Source organism: [Erwinia] mediterraneensis (genome assembly GCF_900604315.1).
Taxonomy (GTDB): Bacteria; Pseudomonadota; Gammaproteobacteria; order Enterobacterales; family Enterobacteriaceae; genus Pantoea; species Pantoea mediterraneensis_A.
Window position 1 is genome coordinate 3,833,427 of record NZ_LR026978.1, and the last position, 16,593, is coordinate 3,850,019.

Annotated in this window: 17 protein-coding genes; 1 reads left to right on the forward strand and 16 read right to left on the reverse strand. The window is 61.2% G+C overall.

Features of this window, described 5'->3' with window-relative positions; genetic code table 11:
* Positions 1-90: 90 nt before the first annotated feature.
* Together E0E17_RS18105 and E0E17_RS18110 are read right to left on the reverse strand one after the other, a co-directional pair.
* Positions 91-1,074 (reverse strand): ABC transporter permease subunit, encoded by a 984-nt coding sequence (locus E0E17_RS18105; RefSeq protein ID WP_130835373.1) that lies wholly within the window; start codon positions 1,072-1,074, stop codon positions 91-93.
* Positions 1,071-2,600 (reverse strand): sugar ABC transporter ATP-binding protein, encoded by a 1,530-nt coding sequence (locus E0E17_RS18110; protein ID WP_130835374.1) that lies wholly within the window; start codon positions 2,598-2,600, stop codon positions 1,071-1,073. Before E0E17_RS18110 ends, E0E17_RS18105 begins: the two co-directional genes overlap by 4 nt.
* A 139-nt stretch (positions 2,601-2,739) precedes the next feature.
* Between E0E17_RS18110 and E0E17_RS18115 the strand changes: the two genes are divergently transcribed.
* Entirely contained in the window at positions 2,740-5,337 is a 2,598-nt protein-coding gene (locus tag E0E17_RS18115; RefSeq protein WP_130835375.1) for an ATP-binding protein, read from the forward strand.
* Here the strand turns inward: E0E17_RS18115 and phnE (E0E17_RS18120) are convergent.
* The 14 genes from phnE (E0E17_RS18120) to phnF form a co-directional block, all read right to left on the reverse strand.
* Positions 5,291-6,175, reverse strand: coding sequence for a phosphonate ABC transporter, permease protein PhnE (gene phnE / locus E0E17_RS18120; protein ID WP_130835376.1), 885 nt, complete (start codon positions 6,173-6,175; stop codon positions 5,291-5,293). The two genes, E0E17_RS18115 and phnE (E0E17_RS18120), sit on opposite strands and share 47 nt — an antisense overlap.
* Entirely contained in the window at positions 6,176-7,036 is an 861-nt protein-coding gene (gene phnE / locus E0E17_RS18125; RefSeq protein ID WP_130835377.1) for a phosphonate ABC transporter, permease protein PhnE, read from the reverse strand. It lies immediately after the preceding gene.
* Between the two features lie 62 nt (positions 7,037-7,098).
* The gene (gene phnD / locus E0E17_RS18130; protein ID WP_130835378.1) at positions 7,099-8,034 is read right to left on the reverse strand and encodes a phosphonate ABC transporter substrate-binding protein; all 936 of its coding nucleotides are present in this window, start codon (positions 8,032-8,034) and stop codon (positions 7,099-7,101) included.
* A 22-nt stretch (positions 8,035-8,056) separates the two neighbouring features.
* Entirely contained in the window at positions 8,057-8,887 is an 831-nt protein-coding gene (phnC, locus tag E0E17_RS18135) for a phosphonate ABC transporter ATP-binding protein (protein ID WP_130835379.1), read from the reverse strand.
* Positions 8,888-8,991: 104 nt separating this feature from the next.
* Positions 8,992-9,744, reverse strand: coding sequence for a phosphonate metabolism protein PhnP (gene phnP / locus E0E17_RS18140; protein ID WP_130835380.1), 753 nt, complete (start codon positions 9,742-9,744; stop codon positions 8,992-8,994).
* A complete protein-coding gene (gene phnN / locus E0E17_RS18145) occupies positions 9,741-10,277 on the reverse strand; it encodes a ribose 1,5-bisphosphokinase (RefSeq protein WP_130835381.1) in 537 nt (178 codons plus the stop codon). The genes phnP and phnN overlap by 4 nt, the downstream gene beginning before the upstream one ends.
* The gene (gene phnM / locus E0E17_RS18150) at positions 10,277-11,413 is read right to left on the reverse strand and encodes an alpha-D-ribose 1-methylphosphonate 5-triphosphate diphosphatase (protein WP_130835382.1); all 1,137 of its coding nucleotides are present in this window, start codon (positions 11,411-11,413) and stop codon (positions 10,277-10,279) included. The genes phnN and phnM overlap by 1 nt, the downstream gene beginning before the upstream one ends.
* Positions 11,410-12,114, reverse strand: a complete 705-nt coding sequence (gene phnL / locus E0E17_RS18155) for a phosphonate C-P lyase system protein PhnL (protein WP_130835383.1) — start codon at positions 12,112-12,114, stop codon at positions 11,410-11,412. Before phnL ends, phnM begins: the two co-directional genes overlap by 4 nt.
* A gap of 14 nt (positions 12,115-12,128) precedes the next feature.
* Positions 12,129-12,890, reverse strand: a complete 762-nt coding sequence (gene phnK / locus E0E17_RS18160; protein ID WP_130835384.1) for a phosphonate C-P lyase system protein PhnK — start codon at positions 12,888-12,890, stop codon at positions 12,129-12,131.
* Positions 12,880-13,728 (reverse strand): alpha-D-ribose 1-methylphosphonate 5-phosphate C-P-lyase PhnJ, encoded by an 849-nt coding sequence (locus tag E0E17_RS18165; RefSeq protein ID WP_130835385.1) that lies wholly within the window; start codon positions 13,726-13,728, stop codon positions 12,880-12,882. Before E0E17_RS18165 ends, phnK begins: the two co-directional genes overlap by 11 nt.
* Positions 13,721-14,797 carry a carbon-phosphorus lyase complex subunit gene (locus E0E17_RS18170; protein ID WP_130835386.1) on the reverse strand — a complete coding sequence of 359 codons (1,077 nt, stop codon included), beginning with the start codon at positions 14,795-14,797 and terminating at the stop codon, positions 13,721-13,723. Before E0E17_RS18170 ends, E0E17_RS18165 begins: the two co-directional genes overlap by 8 nt.
* Positions 14,788-15,372 (reverse strand): phosphonate C-P lyase system protein PhnH, encoded by a 585-nt coding sequence (gene phnH, locus E0E17_RS18175; protein WP_130835387.1) that lies wholly within the window; start codon positions 15,370-15,372, stop codon positions 14,788-14,790. Before phnH ends, E0E17_RS18170 begins: the two co-directional genes overlap by 10 nt.
* Positions 15,372-15,818, reverse strand: a complete 447-nt coding sequence (phnG, locus tag E0E17_RS18180) for a phosphonate C-P lyase system protein PhnG (protein ID WP_130835388.1) — start codon at positions 15,816-15,818, stop codon at positions 15,372-15,374. Before phnG ends, phnH begins: the two co-directional genes overlap by 1 nt.
* Positions 15,818-16,537 (reverse strand): phosphonate metabolism transcriptional regulator PhnF, encoded by a 720-nt coding sequence (gene phnF, locus E0E17_RS18185; RefSeq protein WP_130835389.1) that lies wholly within the window; start codon positions 16,535-16,537, stop codon positions 15,818-15,820. Before phnF ends, phnG begins: the two co-directional genes overlap by 1 nt.
* Between the last annotated feature and the right edge of the window lie 56 nt (positions 16,538-16,593).

Consider the following 16,593-nt stretch of genomic DNA (forward strand, 5'->3'; position numbering starts at 1 on the left):
TTTTCATCGTTGCCAACTGCGTAATGGCGTCGGGTCGTTGTGAAACATGACTCTTCCCCCGCGCCCGCGTGGCGGGCCCGGAGGGTAGAATTAGCTGACATGATGCCGTGTACGGTACTTATCGATCAGCACGGCAATAATGATCACCGCCCCTTTAATCACCAGCTGCCAGAAGTAGGAGACGCCCATCAGCGTCATGCCATTGTTCAGGGTGGCGATAATCAGCGCGCCGATCAGCGTGCCGGTAATGGTGCCGATGCCGCCGACAAAGCTGGTCCCGCCGAGGATTACCGCCGCGATGGCGTCCAGCTCATAACCGACGCCCAGGTTGCCGTTAGCGCTGTAGAGGCGCGAGGCGCTCATCAGCCCGCCCAGGCCGGAGAGCAGTCCGCTGACGCCATAGACAAACACCAGCACCGCGCCCACTTTGATCCCGGTAAGGCGTGCCGCCTGCATATTGCCGCCCACCGCATAGATATGCACGCCAAGGGTGGTGCGACGCAGCACAAACCAGCACAGGGCAATCACTGCAAACGCGATCACAATCAGCCAGGGCACCGGTCCGAGGTAAGCATTGCCTATCCACTCAAAATTGATGTCGGAGTTAATCACAGTGGTGCCGTCCGCCAGCAGATAGGCCGCGCCGCGCAGCGCGGTATAGGTACCGAGCGTAACGATAAACGGCGGCAATCCGGCCCAGGCCACCAGAATGCCGTTAAACAGCCCCATCAGCAGCCCGGCGGCCAGCGCGGCGGGAATGGTCATCGAGGCCAGCGCCGGATCGAGCGAGGTCAGCATCGCCACCACCGCCGTGGTGCCAAGCATGGAGCCCACCGAGAGGTCGATACCGCCGGTAAGGATGACAAAGGTCATTCCCGCCGCCAGCACAATATTAATCGAGGCCTGACGGGTAATATTCAGCAGGTTACTTTCGGTGAAGAAGTTCGGGGCGACAAAACCAAATACCGCCACAATCAGGATCAGAATCGGCAAAATGCCCACCGTCTGCAGCATATCGCCCATCAGGGCGCGCTTTAAGGTGGGTGATTTGGCTCGTGCGGTTTCACTGGTCATACTGCTCTCTCCTCAGCGTCTGTCGGCTGCGACGCATGCGCGCCGGTGGCCAGCGTCATAATGTTTTCCTGACTGATGTTGTCACCGCTCAGTTCGCCCACCAGAGCGCCTTCGCGCATGACATACACCCGATCGCTCATGCCCACCACTTCCGGCAGCTCGCTGGAGATCATCAGGATCGCCACGCCCTGCTGCGCCATTTGATTCATCATGCGGTAGATTTCACTGCGGGCGCCCACATCCACCCCGCGCGTCGGTTCATCGAGGATCAAAATACGCGGATTAATGGAGACCCAGCGCGAAATCAGCAGCTTCTGCTGATTGCCGCCGGAGAGGCCGCCCGCGCGCACCTGCGCATGGGGCACACGAATGTTGAGAGACTGAATCGCCTCGCTGGAGATCTTCTGTGCTTTGCGCCGGTTCAGCATGCCGTAACTGGCGTCACGTTCCAGCGTGGCCATCACAATATTTTCATGGGCGGCCAGTTCCAGAAACAGCCCCTGCTCTTTGCGGTTCTCGGTGAGAAAGCCGATGCCGTGCGCTATAGCTTCGCGCGGGGAGTTAATGCGCACCTTTTCGCCGTCAATCCAGATTTCCCCGCTGCCTGGCTTGTGCACGCCAAAAATCAGCTGCGCCAGCTCGCTGCGTCCGGCCCCCACCAGCCCCGCCAGGCCGACAATCTCACCAGCGCGTACCGTCAGGCTGCCGGGATGAATTTTGCCGCCGTCGGTAAGATGATTCACCGCCAGACGGATAGCGCCAAAGCTGATGCTGCGATCTTTATTGAACAGATCGTTAAGCGGCCTGCCGACCATCATGCGTACCAGCTCGCTGGCATTCAGGTTGTCCCGCGTCAGGCTGCCGACATAAGAACCGTCGCGCAGCACGCTGACGCGATCGGAGAGTTCATACACTTCTGCCATACGATGACTGATATAGATGATCGCCATGCCCTCGCTGCGCAGGCGTTTGATCAGGGCAAACAGCTGCCCGGTTTCCCGGTTAGAGAGCGCTGCAGTGGGCTCATCCATCACCAGAATGCGGCTGTTGCGCTGCAGCGCACGCGCAATTTCTACCTGCTGCTGTTCGGCAATACTCAGGGTGCTGACCAGGTCGGTGGCGGAAAATTGCGCCCCGAGCCGATCAATCACCCGCTGCGCCTCCTGTGCCATCTGGCGACGCCGCACCAGACCCAGATGCCTGATCTCACTGCCCAGAAAGATGTTCTCCGCCACCGTGAGGTTGGGCGCCAGATTGATCTCCTGATAGATCAGGGTAATCCCCGCCGCCAGCGCCTCTTTCGGCCCTTTAATCACGGTGGGCTGACCATCAATAATAATTTCCCCGCTGCTGGCGCTATAAGCACCGGCCAAAATTTTCATCAACGTGCTTTTACCCGCGCCGTTTTCTCCCATCAGCGCATGGACTTCTCCTGGCCACACCGTTAAATCCACCGCTTTCAGGGCGTAAAAGTTGCCGAAACGGCGCGATATGCCTCTCATTTCCAGTATCGGTTTCGCTGTCATCTGCCCGCTCCTGCTGAGGGTTATCAGGCGAGTTAATCAGCCGCAGATAAATGGAAAATGACAGCTGCCATTCATAATTGTCATATTTGCCGTTGCTCACGCTTTTATACTCGCGCTACGGGTTCAGGGGAGATCGCTGATGACGCAACGCGCGTATTTGTGGCAGGCCGGCGCGCGCGGACGCCTGCTGCTGTTTAATCTGCTGGTGGTCAGCGTGACGCTGATGGTGAGCGTAGTGGCGATTCTCGGCTTTCGTCATGCGGGTCAGATTCAGGAGCAGGCGCAGGCGCAGACGCTGGCAGATATGAACGGTAGTCTGGCGCTGGCGCGCGACACGGCGAACGTGGCCACCGCCGCCGTACGGCTGGCGCAGGTGGTGGGCGCGCTGGAGTATCAGAGTGAATCGGCGCGTCTGCAACAGCAGCAGCAGGCATTGCAACATTCGCTGGCGCTGGTGGCGCAGGCGCCACTGGCCGCCCGTCAGCCGGAGCGCGTGGCGCGTATTCATACGCGCAGCCTGATGCTGGAACAGGCAGTAAATCAGCTGCTGCTGCGCGGTCATCAGCGTCATCTGCAGCGCAACCAGATGCTCAGCGGCCTCTGGCAGTCGCAGATATTGCTGGAACATATCAATACCCTCGCCCCGCGTTACCCCGATGCTCCCTCCGCCGCGCTGCGCGAACAGGCGATGCGGCTGATTGAAGTCGCGATTCGCACCGCCTCTCCGCGCGCCGCCATCGATCAATGGCAGGCAGTGATGCAGCAGTGGCCAACCCGCAGAAGCGGCAGCGTGCTGGCCAGCAAAATCGATCAGCTGTTCGCCAATGAACGGGCGCTGGTGCCGCTGGCGCAGCAGCTGGAAGAGAGCGATCTGGCGATCGCTTACGCCACCTATCGCATCAAGGCGCTGGTGGCGATGCTGAATATCGACATTACCGCCTGCGTGCAGCAGGTGGCGCAGCAGAGCGATGCGCGCATGCAGGAAACGCATCGCGAACTCGACTCCATTATTCTGTTTATCGCCCTGTTTGTGCTGCTGGCGCTGGCGATTACCTGCTATGCCGGTTACTACATCTACCGCAATCTCGGCTCCAGCCTCACCGCCATCGCCCACGCCATGACCCGGCTGGCGCAGGGGGAGAAACAGGTGGGCGTACCGGGTCTGCAGCGGTGCGATGAACTGGGGGATCTGGCGCGCGCTTTCAATGTCTTCGCCCGCAATACCGCTTCGCTGGAGCACACCTCACGCCTGCTGAAAGAGAAAAGCAGTCAGCTGGAATCCACTTTTCTGGCGATGCGTGACGGCTTTGCCCTGTTCGATCATGACGGCCATCTGGTGGTCTGGAACGCGCAATATCCCCTGCTGCTGGGCCTGCCGCCGCAGGCGTTGCAACGCGGTCAGCACTATCAGCCGCTGCTGGCGCGGCTCGGCGTTACGCTGCATGACCCGCTGGAGCCCCAGGAAGTGCGGCTGGCGGATGGCCGTACCCTGGAGCTGCGCTTCAGCCCGGTGCCGCAGCGCGGCATGGTAAGTACCGTCCTTGAGCGCACGGCGCGCAAGGCGCTGGAGGAAGCGCTGGTGCACAGCCAGAAAATGAAGGCTGTGGGTCAGCTGACCGGCGGCCTTGCGCACGACTTCAATAACCTGCTGGCGGTGATTATCGGCAGCCTGGAGCTGACGGTGGGACAGCTGCCGGCCGGCACGGTCGCCAGCCGGGTTGAGCGGGCGCGTCAGGCCGCCGAACGCGCGGCCCAGCTTACCCAGCGTCTGCTCGCCTTCTCACGCAAGCAGACGCTGTTTCCGCGCGCCGTGTCGGTAGTCGCGCTGGTGGATAACCTGCAGTCGCTGTTGCAGCACTCGCTGTTGCCGGGGCAGCAGCTGGTGATCGATGCGCAACGCCCCGGCTGGCCCGCCTGGATTGATGCCAGCCAGCTGGAGAATGCGCTGATGAATCTGGTGGTGAACGCCCGCGATGCGATGCAAAAACGCAGCGGCGAAATCCGTTTACGCATCTGGAACCAGCGCCGTCAGGAGGCGCAGGGTAAACGTGACCATGTCACTATTGAGGTGATCGATCAGGGTTGCGGCATGTCGCCGGAGGTACGGGCGCAGGTGTTTGAGCCCTTTTTCACCACCAAGCCCATCGGCAGCGGCAGCGGGCTGGGACTGTCGATGGTCTGGGGATTTGTGCGCCAGTCGGGCGGCCAGATTGAGCTGGAAACCGCGCCCGGCCAGGGCACCACCGTGCGTCTGCTGCTGCCGCGCGCCACGGAACAGACGCTGCCCGCAACACCCCCGCCACTGCCGGTGGCTGATGCGGCGGAAGAGCGGCTGGTGCTGGTGCTGGATGACGAACCGGCCGTGCGCCAGACGCTGTGCGAACATCTGCACGCCCTGGGGTATCTGACGCTGGAGTGCGGAAATGGCGAGCAGGCGCTCCGCCTGCTGCGCCAGACGCCCGATATCGATCTGCTGATCAGCGATTTGATGCTGGAGGGCGAGCTGAGCGGTGCCGATGTGATTCGCCAGGCGCAGCAACAGTGGCCCGCGCTCGCCACGCTGTTGATCAGCGGTCAGGATCTGCGTCATCAACCGGTGATGCTGCCGCTGTGCGAACGGCTGGCTAAACCCTGGAGCCAGCCGCAGCTGGTGCAGGCGTTACAGCGCGCCTGGCAGCGCAGCCAGCGTCTCAGGCAGACTCAACAGGCTGCCAGAGCGGCACCGCTTTTCCGCTGATATAGCGCTTACGTAGCCGGGCGGAGATGATATCCATCGTCATGACAATCGCCACCAGGATCAGGGTAATAAACATCACCACGTCCCAGTTCCATAAGCGCATATTTTCGGCATAAATAAGGCCGACGCCGCCCGCCCCGACAAAACCCAGCACCGCCGCCGAGCGGGTATTGGATTCAATCTGATACAGGCTGAGGGCCAGGAAAGCCGGAAAAGATTGCGTAAAGATACCGTAGCGGTGTTTCTGCAGGCTGTTGGCCCCGACGGCGCTCAGACCCCGGCCCGGCGAGCGATCCACCGCCTCGTGGCTTTCCGCATACAGCTTACCCAGCAGACCGACATCCTGCAGTATGATCGCCAGCACCCCAGCCAGCGGCCCCATCCCTACCGCGCGCACAAAAATCAGTCCCCAGATCGCCATATCGACGCCGCGCAGCACATCAAACAGGCGGCGTACCAGGAAGGCCAGCGGCCGCGCGATGCGGTGCTGCATCACATTGCGGGCCGCGAAAAACGACAGCGGCAGCGCCAGCAGTGCTGCGGTTAGCGTCCCGGCAAACACAATGCCTAAGGTAATGCCGATCTGGGTGAAGTAGTAAGCAAAAGGCCAGCTGGCAAAGTTATGCCAGACAAACATGCGCATAAAGTAGCGCCCAAGCTGCTGACAGCCCTGGATGGCCCTTCCCCACTCAATACCGAACTGGTGAAAAAAGAACAGGTAATAGAGCAGGACGACCAGTGTCAGCAGGGCGATACGGCGCAGATAGCAGCGCTGGACGGCGAAAAGCTCAGCGTGCTGCTGTTTCAGCGTGGTGATATCGGGAGTAACTGCCATCATTTAACCTGCTCCTTCTACAACGCGTCGCCGCAGCCAGCCGGAAAAGGTATCCAGCAGCGACACCACCAGCACGATCAGCAGCAGCGTGATGCTGACCTGGTCGTGGCGGTCCAGTTTAATATTGGTCATCAGCTCCTGGCCTATGCCACCAGCGCCAACCAGCCCGAGGATGGTGGAAGAGCGAAAGTTAATTTCCAGCCGCATAAAACTGTAGGAGAGAAACAGCGGCTTGACCTGCGGCCAGAAGGCGAAGCGCATCCGCTGCAGTTTGCTGGCGCCACAGGCGGCCAGGCCGCGCACCGGTTTATCGGAGGCGCTCTCAATCGCCTCATAAAACAGTTTCGTCAGGCTGCCGATGGCATGCAGCGCCAGCGCCAGAAAGCCCGGAACCGCCCCGATGCCAAACGCCATCACAAACATCACTGCCCAGGCGAGTTCCGGCATGGTACGCAGAAACGCCACCAGCGAGCGAATCGCCAGCCGCACGCTGGCCGGGGTTTGGGTATTTCCGGCGGCAAAAAAGGCCAGCACGGCGGCCACCACAACGGCGATCAGCGTTGAGGCGATCGCCAGCTGCAGCGTTTCCCAGATCAGCGGCAGCTGCACCGGCAGGCGGTAGCCCCAGTACGCCAGCGATCCTGCAGTTTTGCCGTCGGCAAACAGCAGCGGCAGATGCAGCACCGGTAGGGTCTGCAGAATATAATCAAAAAATTGCGGCAGCGATTGCCAGATGGTCAGCAAATCAAATTCCGCCAGCTGGCCTGCGCTCAGCCAGAGCGTCACCAGCAGCAACGACCAGAGCAGATTAGCGCGCTTTTGCTGGCTGCGGATGCGTTGGTAGTAACGTTCGAAGTCGCTCAACGTGAATTTCTCGCAGAGTGGTGACGGCCTCACGCGCCGCAGCGGCAGCGTGAGGCTCAGGATTATCCGCGGCTGCCCTTCATCAGCTCGCGCTTCATATCAATAACGTTCTGGTAGTCCGCCAGGGTCGCCGGACCGATATGTTGCGTGCCGCCCATCGCCCGGATAAAGCAGTCATGCTCTTCCGTGTCCAGCTTCTTAATGGCGGCAACCACTTGCTGTTTAAAATCAGCGGGTAACTTATTGCTTACCAGAATTGGGCCGTTGGGGATCAGCGGCGACTGCCAGATAATGCGAATCTGTTTCATCAGGTCAGGGTGATCCATGCGAATCAGGCGGTTAAAGGCGCCCGCGGTATAGCCCTGGTCGTAATCGCCCACCAGCGAAGCCCAGGTAACGGCGCCCTCGAACTGCTGGTTGAGCACGCCGAGAATGTCCTGTTCGTGCCCCCCGGAGAAGGTGACGCTGGAGAAGAAGCCGTTGTAGTTATCATCGACGCTGCCGCCGAAAGCTTTCTTGAACGCCTGGTTCGGCATCAGAAAGCCGGAGGTAGAGTCGGGATCGGCCATGCCAAACGCTTTCCCTTTCAGATCGTTCAGCGTCTGATAGGGGCTGTCCGCTTTGACAATCACTACCGAGTGGTAGCCTCGCGACTGATCCTTGTCATCCACGGCGATACCCACAATATCCACCGCATCAGGGTCCTGCAGATAGACCGAGGCAAAAGAGGCGGGCGACATGCTCAACACCAGATCCACCTTTCCGCCCAGCAATCCCTGAATCACCCCGGAGTAGTCAGAGGCGTTACGCAGCCGGGTATTCACATTCAGCTCTTTATCGAAAAACGCTTTCACACACTGGTTGTCGCCAATCTGCTGGGTAGCGTTCTGTCCGCCGAGAATACCGAGGTTCAACTCCTTCGGTGCATCCGCTGCATGTGCGCCAAACGCCATCAGCGCGCCAGTAAAAATTGCCACTACTTTTGCTTTTATATTCATTGCCTTATTGTTTCCCGATCGTTTAATGAAGTTGGTTGATTTCATCGCCATACAGCTGGTGCAACAGCGTGTCGGTCAGGTGCGAAGGATGGCCGTCAAACAGGATCTCGCCGCGCTGAATGCCAATCACCCGCGTGCACCAGCTTTTCACCAGCTCAATGGAGTGCAGGTTGACCATCACACTGATGCCCTGCTCGCTCACCTGACGCAGCACTTCCATAATGCGCCGGGTGTTTTTCGGATCGAGCGAGGCGACCGGCTCATCGGCCAGCAGGATTTTTGGGTTCTGCATCAGCGCGCGACAGATGGCGACGCGCTGCATCTGTCCGCCGGAGAGGTTTTCCGCCCGCTGCAGCGCCTGCGGCAGCATGTTCATCCACTGCAGCAGCGCAATCGCCCGCGCGCGATCGGCTTCAGAGAAAATTTTCAGAAAGGATTTCAGCGTCGGGGTCTGGCTCAGCCGCCCCAGCAGCACGTTGGTTAACACATCCAGCCGCGGCACCAGACAGAAGTCCTGGAAGATCATGCCGCACTCGCTGCGCCATTTGCGCAGCTGGCGGCTGTTCAGCGTCACCAGATTGCGATCGACCTGCCCGTCACGCAGGCTGAGCACCGCGCCCTGACTGGCGCTGACGGTGCCGTTAAGCATATGCAACAGCGTGGATTTCCCCGCCCCCGAGCGTCCGATCACCGCCACCAGTTCGCCCGCATGCAGATCGAAACTGATGTTTTTCAGCACCTGGTGCTCACCGTACGCCTTGCTGAGCTGCTGTACCGATAACACTTTGCGCGCGCCGGACGCCACAGGTTCAAACGCATTATCGACCACGGTTTTCAGTAGGGCCTGTGCCATGTTGCACTCCATATCTTCAGGGAAAGCGATCATTTTCACGCTTATTAAGGGGTTGCCGGATGAAGGGTTGATGACAGCGAGATGATCAAACGGTGACAGCGGCTTCAGCGCGCAAGATCCAGCTGCAGGTGATCGCGCGCCACCGAAACCGCGGGCGGAAGCGCGTGGCTCAGCAGCCAGCGATCGACATCGTGACTCAGGTGCGTCAGCCAGGTCTGGCGTGCGGCCAGACTCCGCGCGATCGCCAGCGCCTGCGTCACATCATTATGGTTACCCGGCCCGTCACGCGGCGCGTCGTTGCAGTCAATCACCAGATGATCGATGGTGAGGGTGCTGAGAAATTCCGCTGTCGCAGCGGGAAGCCCGCAGGTGTCGCACAGCCAGGCGAGCCGCGTACCTTGCCAGTCGAACAGATAGCCATACGTCAGTTTTGAATGTTGTAACAACAGCGGCGTGACCCACAGTTCGCCAAACGCCCAGGCCACATAAGGGGTCAGCGCCGGGCGGAAATCGAGCAGACCAGGATGCTTCAGCAGATCGTCACACCCCTGCTCATCGGGCGGTCCCCAGACCGGAATGCGCGCGCCGCACCCCCAGCGCAGGGAGAAAAGACCCTGTACATGATCCATATGATAATGAGTGAGTAAAATGCCCGACAGCTCGCCGGGGCGAAAGCGCTGCTCCAGTAGCGGCTGCCCGCCATCCAGCAAAATAGTTTCGCTGCCCGCCTGAATCAGCGCGCTACAGGGCGTACGGCGGCGCCAGGGTTCATGCCGCGCACGCAGGCAGGCGCTGCAGTCGCAGCCAAACAGCGGTGCCGCCTGGACGCCGCCGGTGCCGAGAAAAGTCAGCTTCATGGTGCGTTCTCCAGCAGCAGACGCAGCTGCTGCAACGTCTGCTGCAGCGAGCCGTTATTATTCAGAGCCAGGCAACCGGCGGGCAGCGGCTGCGCCGCCCGCTGCAGGCGCTGCGCGATTTCCGCCTCGCTCTCGCGTCCGCGCTGTCGCAGGCGCGCCGCCAGCACCTCCGGCGTGACCTGCAGGCAGAGCGGCAGCAGCCGCTGGCCGTAGCGTTCACGCGCCTGGGGCAGATGCAGACGGGATCCGTTCACCAGTACGTGGCAGTCGCGTGCCAGCCAGTACTCAATTTCCAGCCCCAGCCCGTAGTGATAGCCGTGCGCCTGCCAGCAAAGGACGAATAACCCCAGCTGGCGACGGCGGTGAAACTCCTGCTCGCTGAGCGCAATATGGTTTTCGCCCCCGGCATGGGCCGCACGCGTGATATAGCGATGGGCCACCACCAGGCGGGCGGGCGGCGCTTCACCCAGGGCGGAGAGCAGGCTGTCCTTGCCCGACCCCGAAGGGCCACAAAGCCAGATCAGGCGCGCCATCAGTAGACTCTCCTGCCCTGCACCCAGACATGATTGACATGAGGATGCCCATGTTCAGTATGGACCAGCAGCAGATCGGCACGCAGCCCTTCCGCAATGCGCCCGCGATCCGTCAGCCCCAGCGCGCGTGCCGGATTACGGCTCACCAGTGCGCTGGCCTGCGGCAGATCAAGCGTATTGCGCTCATCGGCCGCCAGCCGGAATAGCGCGTCCAGCAGGCTGGCGGGATAATAGTCGGAGGAGAGAATATCCAGCAGACCGCGTTCTGCCAGCTGCCAGGCGGCCACGTTGCCGGAGTGCGAGGCGCCGCGCACAATGTTAGGCGCGCCCATCAGCACCTGCATTCCGCAGTCACGCGAGGCAGCTGCGGCTTCCAGCGTGGTCGGGAACTCAGCAATGGCGCTGCCAATGGCCCGCGAGGCCTGGACCTGCGCCACGGTGGCATCATCATGACTGGCGATGGCGATGGCGCGCGCCCGGCAGTGCGCCGCGATCGCTTCACGATTGGGCTGCGACCAGCTGGCGGCCAGCTGCATCTGCTCATGCTCAAACGCCGCCATCTGCTGGTCGTTAAGCTGGTATTTGCCCTGGTAGTATTCGCGGTATTTTTCCAGCGAGACGAACTGGCGCTGACCGGGCGAATGGTCCATCAGCGACACCAGCGCCAGTTCCGGCGTCGCCATCAGCGCTTCAAACAGCGGCAGCGTGCTGTGGTGCGGCAGTTCACAGCGCAGATGCAGCAGATGTGCGGCGCGGTTCAGCCCCTTGCGCTGACTGTCGCGGATGGCGCCGATCATCTTGTTCAGATTGTCGAGGCGATGACCGCCGTCGCGCACGTCCCCGACCGCAATGGCGTCCAGCACCGTGGTAATGCCGCTGGCGACCATTAGCGCATCATGGCTGCTCATCGCAGAGTGCGCCGGCCAGTCCACTTTCGGGCGTGGGGTAAAAAATTTGTCGAGATTGTCGGTATGCAATTCGACCAGCCCCGGTAACAGCCAGCCCCCCTCGCCGTCCAGCGCCGCGGGCAGTTGACTGGCGCTGTCGCTGAAGCTGGCAATGATGCCGTCACGTATCTCCAGCGAGCCTGCTACCACTTCATGTTCCAGCACCATCCTGACATTATTGACGATCATGCTTCGACCCCCGTCTGCAGCGGCTGCATAACGTGCAGGCGATCCGCGACGCGCTCACGCACCGCTTCATCATGAAAAATGCCGACAATCGCCGTCCCCTGGGCACGCGCCTGCTCAATCAGTTCCACCACCGCGGCACTGTTGGCGCTGTCGAGCGAGGCGGTGGGTTCATCCAGCAACAGCACGGGATATTCTGCAATAAAGCCGCGGGCGATATTGACGCGCTGCTGCTCGCCGCCGGAAAAGGTGGCAGGCGGCAGCGTCCAGAGCCGCTCCGGTACGTTAAGGCGCGTCAGCAGCGCTTTCGCCCGCGCTTCGCAACGGGTGCGCGCCACGCCACGCTCCAGCAGCGGCTGCATCACAATTTCCAGTGTCGGCACGCGCGGGATCACGCGCAGGAACTGGCTGACCCAGCCCAGCGTGTCACGCCGGATAGCGAGGATCTGGCGTGCCGGGGCATTGACCATATCGACCCACTCCCCCTGATGGCGCAGCCAGATATGGCCGCTGTTAGCCTGATAATTGCCGTAAAGGGCGCGCAGCAGCGTCGATTTACCGCTGCCGGAATGCCCATGCAGCACCACGCATTCGCCGCTGTTTACCGCCAGGCTCACAGCCTGCAGCACCGGCAGCGCAACGCCGTTCTGGTTATGCAGTACAAAGGTTTTGCTGAGGTTCTCTACGCGCAGCTGAGTATTCATTATTGTTTCCGTCATTAATTGAGTACCGAAGAAACCAGCAGCTGGGTGTAAGCGTGTTGTGGGTCGTCCAGCACGCGGTCGGTTAATCCGCTCTCCACGACCCGGCCCTGTTTCATCACCAGCAGCCGGTGCGCCAGCAGACGGGCCACGCCGAGATCGTGGGTTACGATCACCACCGCCAGATTCAGCTCGCGTACCAGGGTACGCAGCAGGTCAAGCAGACGCGCCTGTACCGACACATCCAGGCCGCCGGTGGGTTCATCCATGAAGACCAGTCTGGGCTGTGTCACCAGGTTGCGGGCAATCTGCAGGCGCTGCTGCATGCCGCCGGAAAAAGTGACCGGCAGATCGTCGATACGTCCGGCCAGGATCTCTACCTCATGCAGCCAGCGACTGGCCTGCTGACGGATGTCGCCGTAGTGACGCTGCCCTACCGCCATCAGCCGCTCGCCGATATTGCCGCCAGCCGTAACCTGGGGACGCAGGCCGTCAAGGGGATGCTGATGCACCACGCCCCATTCGGTACGCAGCAGGCGTCGGCGATCGCTCTCGCTCATGCTGTAAAGCTCGCGGTCGCAGTAATGCACGCTGCCCTGCTGCGGTGGCAGGCGGGCGGAAATCGCGTGTAACAGGGTGGTTTTGCCGGATCCGGATTCGCCCACAATGCCCAGCACTTCTCCCGGAAAGAGCTCAAAACTGACCTCTTCAACGCCTTTTCCCGCAGCATAAAGATGGGTAAGGTTATTCACCGCAAGCAGCGGTCGTTCACTGTGCATTTTTCTGTTCCTGCTGCTGATGGCAAAAATCGGTGTCGGAGCAGACAAACAGGCGCGTGCCCTGATCGTCCATCACAATTTCGTCGAGATAGCTGTGGCGTGAACCACAGAGCGCACAGGGCGCTTCCCAGCTCTGGATCTGGAAGGGGTGATCCTCAAAGTCGAGGCTCTCTACCTTGCAATACGGCGGCAGCGCGTAGATGCGTTTCTCGCGCCCGGCACCAAACAGCTGTAGCGCGGGCATCATGTGCATTTTCGGATTGTCGAATTTGGGGATGGGCGAAGGATCCATCACATAGCGATCGTTCACTTTCACCGGGTAGGCATAGGTGGTCGCAATATGGCCGTAGCGGGCGATATCTTCATAGAGTTTCACCTGCATAACGCCGTACTCCTCCAGCGCATGCATTTTGCGCGTCTCCGTCTCGCGCGGTTCGATGAAACGCAACGGCTCCGGGATCGGCACCTGATAAATCAGGATTTGATCCTCCTGCAGCGGCGTTTCCGGAATACGGTGGCGCGTCTGAATCAGGGTAGCCTCCGCCGTGCGCTCGCTGGTGGCGGCTCCGCTGACGCGCTGAAAAAAGCGGCGAATAGAGACCGCGTTAGTGGTGTCGTCCGCCCCCTGGTCGATCACCTTCAGTACATCCTGCTCGCCAATCAGGCTGGCGGTGAGTTGAATGCCGCCGGTGCCCCAGCCGTAGGGCATCGGCATTTCGCGTCCGGCAAAAGGCACCTGATAGCCCGGGATCGCCACCGCTTTCAGCATGGCGCGCCGGAGTGTACGTTTGCTCTGCTCGTCGAGATAACCGCTGTTATAACCCGTTAGTTCACTCATGATTCTGCTCCTGCCAGGCCTGACGCAGCTGCTTCAGCAGGGTCAGTTCCGCCTGAAAATCGACGTAGTGCGGCAGCTTGAGATGAGACACAAAGCCAGCGGCTTCAACGTTATCCGCGTGCGACAGCACGAACTCTTCATCCTGCGCCGGACTGGTAATGCGTTCATCCTGTTCCCGCACCTGCAGCGCGCGCTCCACCAGCGCCATCGCCATCGCTTTGCGCTCGGCCCGCCCAAATACCAGTCCGTAGCCGCGCGTAAAGTGCGGCGGGCGTTCCCCCTTGTCGGTAAAGCCGTTGACCATTTCACACTCCGTGAGCAGCAGCTCACCGATTTCGACCGGAAAACCCAGCTCTTCCGGGCAAACCGAGACAGTGACGTAGCCGGTGCGGATCTCGCCAGCAAAGGGATGGGTGCGGCCATAACCGCGCTGCGTAGAGTAGCCGAGCGCCAGCAGAAAGCCTTCGTCGCCGCGCACCAGTTGCTGCAGCCGGACAGCGCGCGAGGCCGGAAACTGCAGCGGTTCACGGGTGATATCACCCGGCTCGCTGCCATCATCCTCTTCTGCCGCCGCCAGGCCCTCTGCGCTCATCATGCTGAACATGTGCGGGCAGTTTTCCGGCAGCTGCTGGTCATCACGCGGCGACGCGGGCGTTTCGCCATTCGCCAGCAGGGTAAAATCGAGCAGGCGGTGACTGTAGTCATAAGTGGGTCCCAGCACCTGACCACCGGGCAGATCCTTGTAGACGGCGGAGATGCGCCGCTCAATGCGCATCGACTGCGTATTCAGCGGCTGGCTCCCGGTCAGGCGCGGCAGCGTGGTACGGTAGGCGCGCAGCAGAAAGATCGCTTCCACCAGATCGCCGCTCGCCTGTTTAATCGCCAGCGCAGCCAGTTCGGCATCGTAAATGCCCCCTTCGGTCATCACCCGATCCACCGCCAGGCCGAGCTGTGCCGCAATCTGGTCACAGGTCAGTTCAGCAATGTTGCGATTGCCCCGGCGCAGATCAGCCTGCAACTGATGGGCGTGGGCAATGGCCTTTTCACCGCCTTTGACTGCTACATACATGCGCACACCTCCACCCGGGTCGTGCGCGGCACGGCCATTGCCGTTTCGCCACAGGTAAAAATAAAATCGACGCCCTGCGGAAAGGGATGCGGGCGATCACACAGATAAGCCAGCACGCGCTGAGGCAACCTGGGGGCGATAGCCCGCGGCTCGCGCAGCCCCGGTCCGCTAAGCCGGAGCGTCAGGCCGCCGCTGAGCCCGGCCACGTCAATGATCAGGGTGCTGCTTTTTTCCGGCGCGAGAGAGTCGCCTGCGGCAAACAGGCCGGGGTCGGGATTGCTGGCGCCCGCCAGCAGCGCAAAAGGGGCGTCGCTGTGCGACGCAATCGGCACGCCGGTGTGAAAGCGCAGATTGGTGCGTAGCGTCTGGTTGTCGAGGGCGGGATCGATCCACAGCGGACTCTCCTGATCCACCAGCGTCAGCAGTACGGCGGTGGCCGCCGGTGACAGCGTTTCCCAGCCCTGCTGCAACGGCAGCGATACCACGACGCCCGGTTCACTCATTGCTTTTAACAGGCGGCGAAAGGCGCTTTGCGCATCGGCTACCGGATGGTTAAAACTTGCCAGTAAACTCATCAGTTATCTCCACGAACCAGCGTAAAAAAGTCCACCTTGCTGCCGGCAATTTCCCGGGCGCGTAGCTGACGCTGCTCAGCACGCAGCGCCGCCAGCGGCGCGATAATCTGCTCCTGCAGCAGCAAACGGGTTTCCGCCTGTTGCAACAGGGCATCGATCAGGGCGCAGCGCTCGGCATGCGGCCGGTTGCGTCCCAGCACATAGCTGTAGCCCAGAGTGCCGTCTTCCAGCGCCACGACGGCGCGTGTCAGGGTGGCATCGCCCAGCACAAAGCGTTGTCCGGTAGCACCCATCCGCCCCTGCAGACGCGTCAGGCCGGTTTCCGCCGGGCGTATCAGACGAAATGACGGGTTGAGATTCAGCGCCTGCCAGCGCGCCTTCAGGGTGTCGGCATCGCTGTGGGCAAGGACTGAAAGCCAGTGCTGACGTGCAGTTAGCTGTTCCATTAATGCTCCAGGGTGAGTTCAATCATGTCGCCGCGCGTCAGGCTGACCGAATACTCCGCCAGCTGACCATCGGTGGTTTTGTTCAGGGTGCGCACGCAGAGCAGCGGCAGCTGCTGGACAATTTCCAGCTGCTTACACTCTTTCGCCTGCGCACTGCGGGTGCTGATACTGGTCTGCGCGCGCCGCAGCTGCACGCCGACCTGCTGATGCAGCCACGCATGCAGCGAGCCGCTGTGAAACTGTTGCAGCGCTGGCCACCAGGAGAGCTCGGGCAGGTAGTGATTAATCAGGCTCATCGGCACGCCATTTACCCGGCGCAGCGTGCGCAGATGGATGACCCGGGCACCCTCCTGACACGCCAGCGCCTGAGCCACCTCCGCGCCGGCTGGTCGCACTACGGCCAGCAGGCGTTCGCTGGTGGGATGGCTGCCCTGTTCCAGCAGGTTCTGACTGAAGCGCGCCTGGGCGTGCAGGGGATAGTGATAAGGACGCATCAGTACCAGGGTGCCTACTCCGTGACGGCGCTGCAGCAGCCCTTTGTTGACCAGCTCATCCACCGCACGACGCAGCGTATGGCGATTCACGGCGTACTGCGCCGCCAGCTGGTGTTCAGACGGGAGATAGTCACCACAGCGATAGCCCTCGCGCAACCGTTGCTCCAGCTGCGCGGCAATCGCCTGGTAGAGAGTGGTCGGATGTCTGGATAACTCCGTCGCCATGAAGACCTCAAACAGTAAAGGTTGCAGGAACGCAGCGAATGCCCTGTCTGCGTGAC

Coding starts and splice junctions, on each gene's coding strand:
- E0E17_RS18105 (WP_130835373.1), bottom strand. CDS start 1,074: ATGACCAGTGAAACCGCACGAGCCAAATCACCCACCTTAAAGCGCGCC.
- E0E17_RS18110 (WP_130835374.1), bottom strand. CDS start 2,600: ATGACAGCGAAACCGATACTGGAAATGAGAGGCATATCGCGCCGTTTC.
- E0E17_RS18115 (WP_130835375.1), top strand. CDS start 2,740: ATGACGCAACGCGCGTATTTGTGGCAGGCCGGCGCGCGCGGACGCCTG.
- phnE (WP_130835376.1), bottom strand. CDS start 6,175: ATGATGGCAGTTACTCCCGATATCACCACGCTGAAACAGCAGCACGCT.
- phnD (WP_130835378.1), bottom strand. CDS start 8,034: ATGAATATAAAAGCAAAAGTAGTGGCAATTTTTACTGGCGCGCTGATG.
- phnC (WP_130835379.1), bottom strand. CDS start 8,887: ATGGCACAGGCCCTACTGAAAACCGTGGTCGATAATGCGTTTGAACCT.
- phnP (WP_130835380.1), bottom strand. CDS start 9,744: ATGAAGCTGACTTTTCTCGGCACCGGCGGCGTCCAGGCGGCACCGCTG.
- phnN (WP_130835381.1), bottom strand. CDS start 10,277: ATGGCGCGCCTGATCTGGCTTTGTGGCCCTTCGGGGTCGGGCAAGGAC.
- phnM (WP_130835382.1), bottom strand. CDS start 11,413: ATGATCGTCAATAATGTCAGGATGGTGCTGGAACATGAAGTGGTAGCA.
- phnL (WP_130835383.1), bottom strand. CDS start 12,114: ATGAATACTCAGCTGCGCGTAGAGAACCTCAGCAAAACCTTTGTACTG.
- phnK (WP_130835384.1), bottom strand. CDS start 12,890: ATGCACAGTGAACGACCGCTGCTTGCGGTGAATAACCTTACCCATCTT.
- E0E17_RS18165 (WP_130835385.1), bottom strand. CDS start 13,728: ATGAGTGAACTAACGGGTTATAACAGCGGTTATCTCGACGAGCAGAGC.
- E0E17_RS18170 (WP_130835386.1), bottom strand. CDS start 14,797: ATGTATGTAGCAGTCAAAGGCGGTGAAAAGGCCATTGCCCACGCCCAT.
- phnH (WP_130835387.1), bottom strand. CDS start 15,372: ATGAGTTTACTGGCAAGTTTTAACCATCCGGTAGCCGATGCGCAAAGC.
- phnG (WP_130835388.1), bottom strand. CDS start 15,818: ATGGAACAGCTAACTGCACGTCAGCACTGGCTTTCAGTCCTTGCCCAC.
- phnF (WP_130835389.1), bottom strand. CDS start 16,537: ATGGCGACGGAGTTATCCAGACATCCGACCACTCTCTACCAGGCGATT.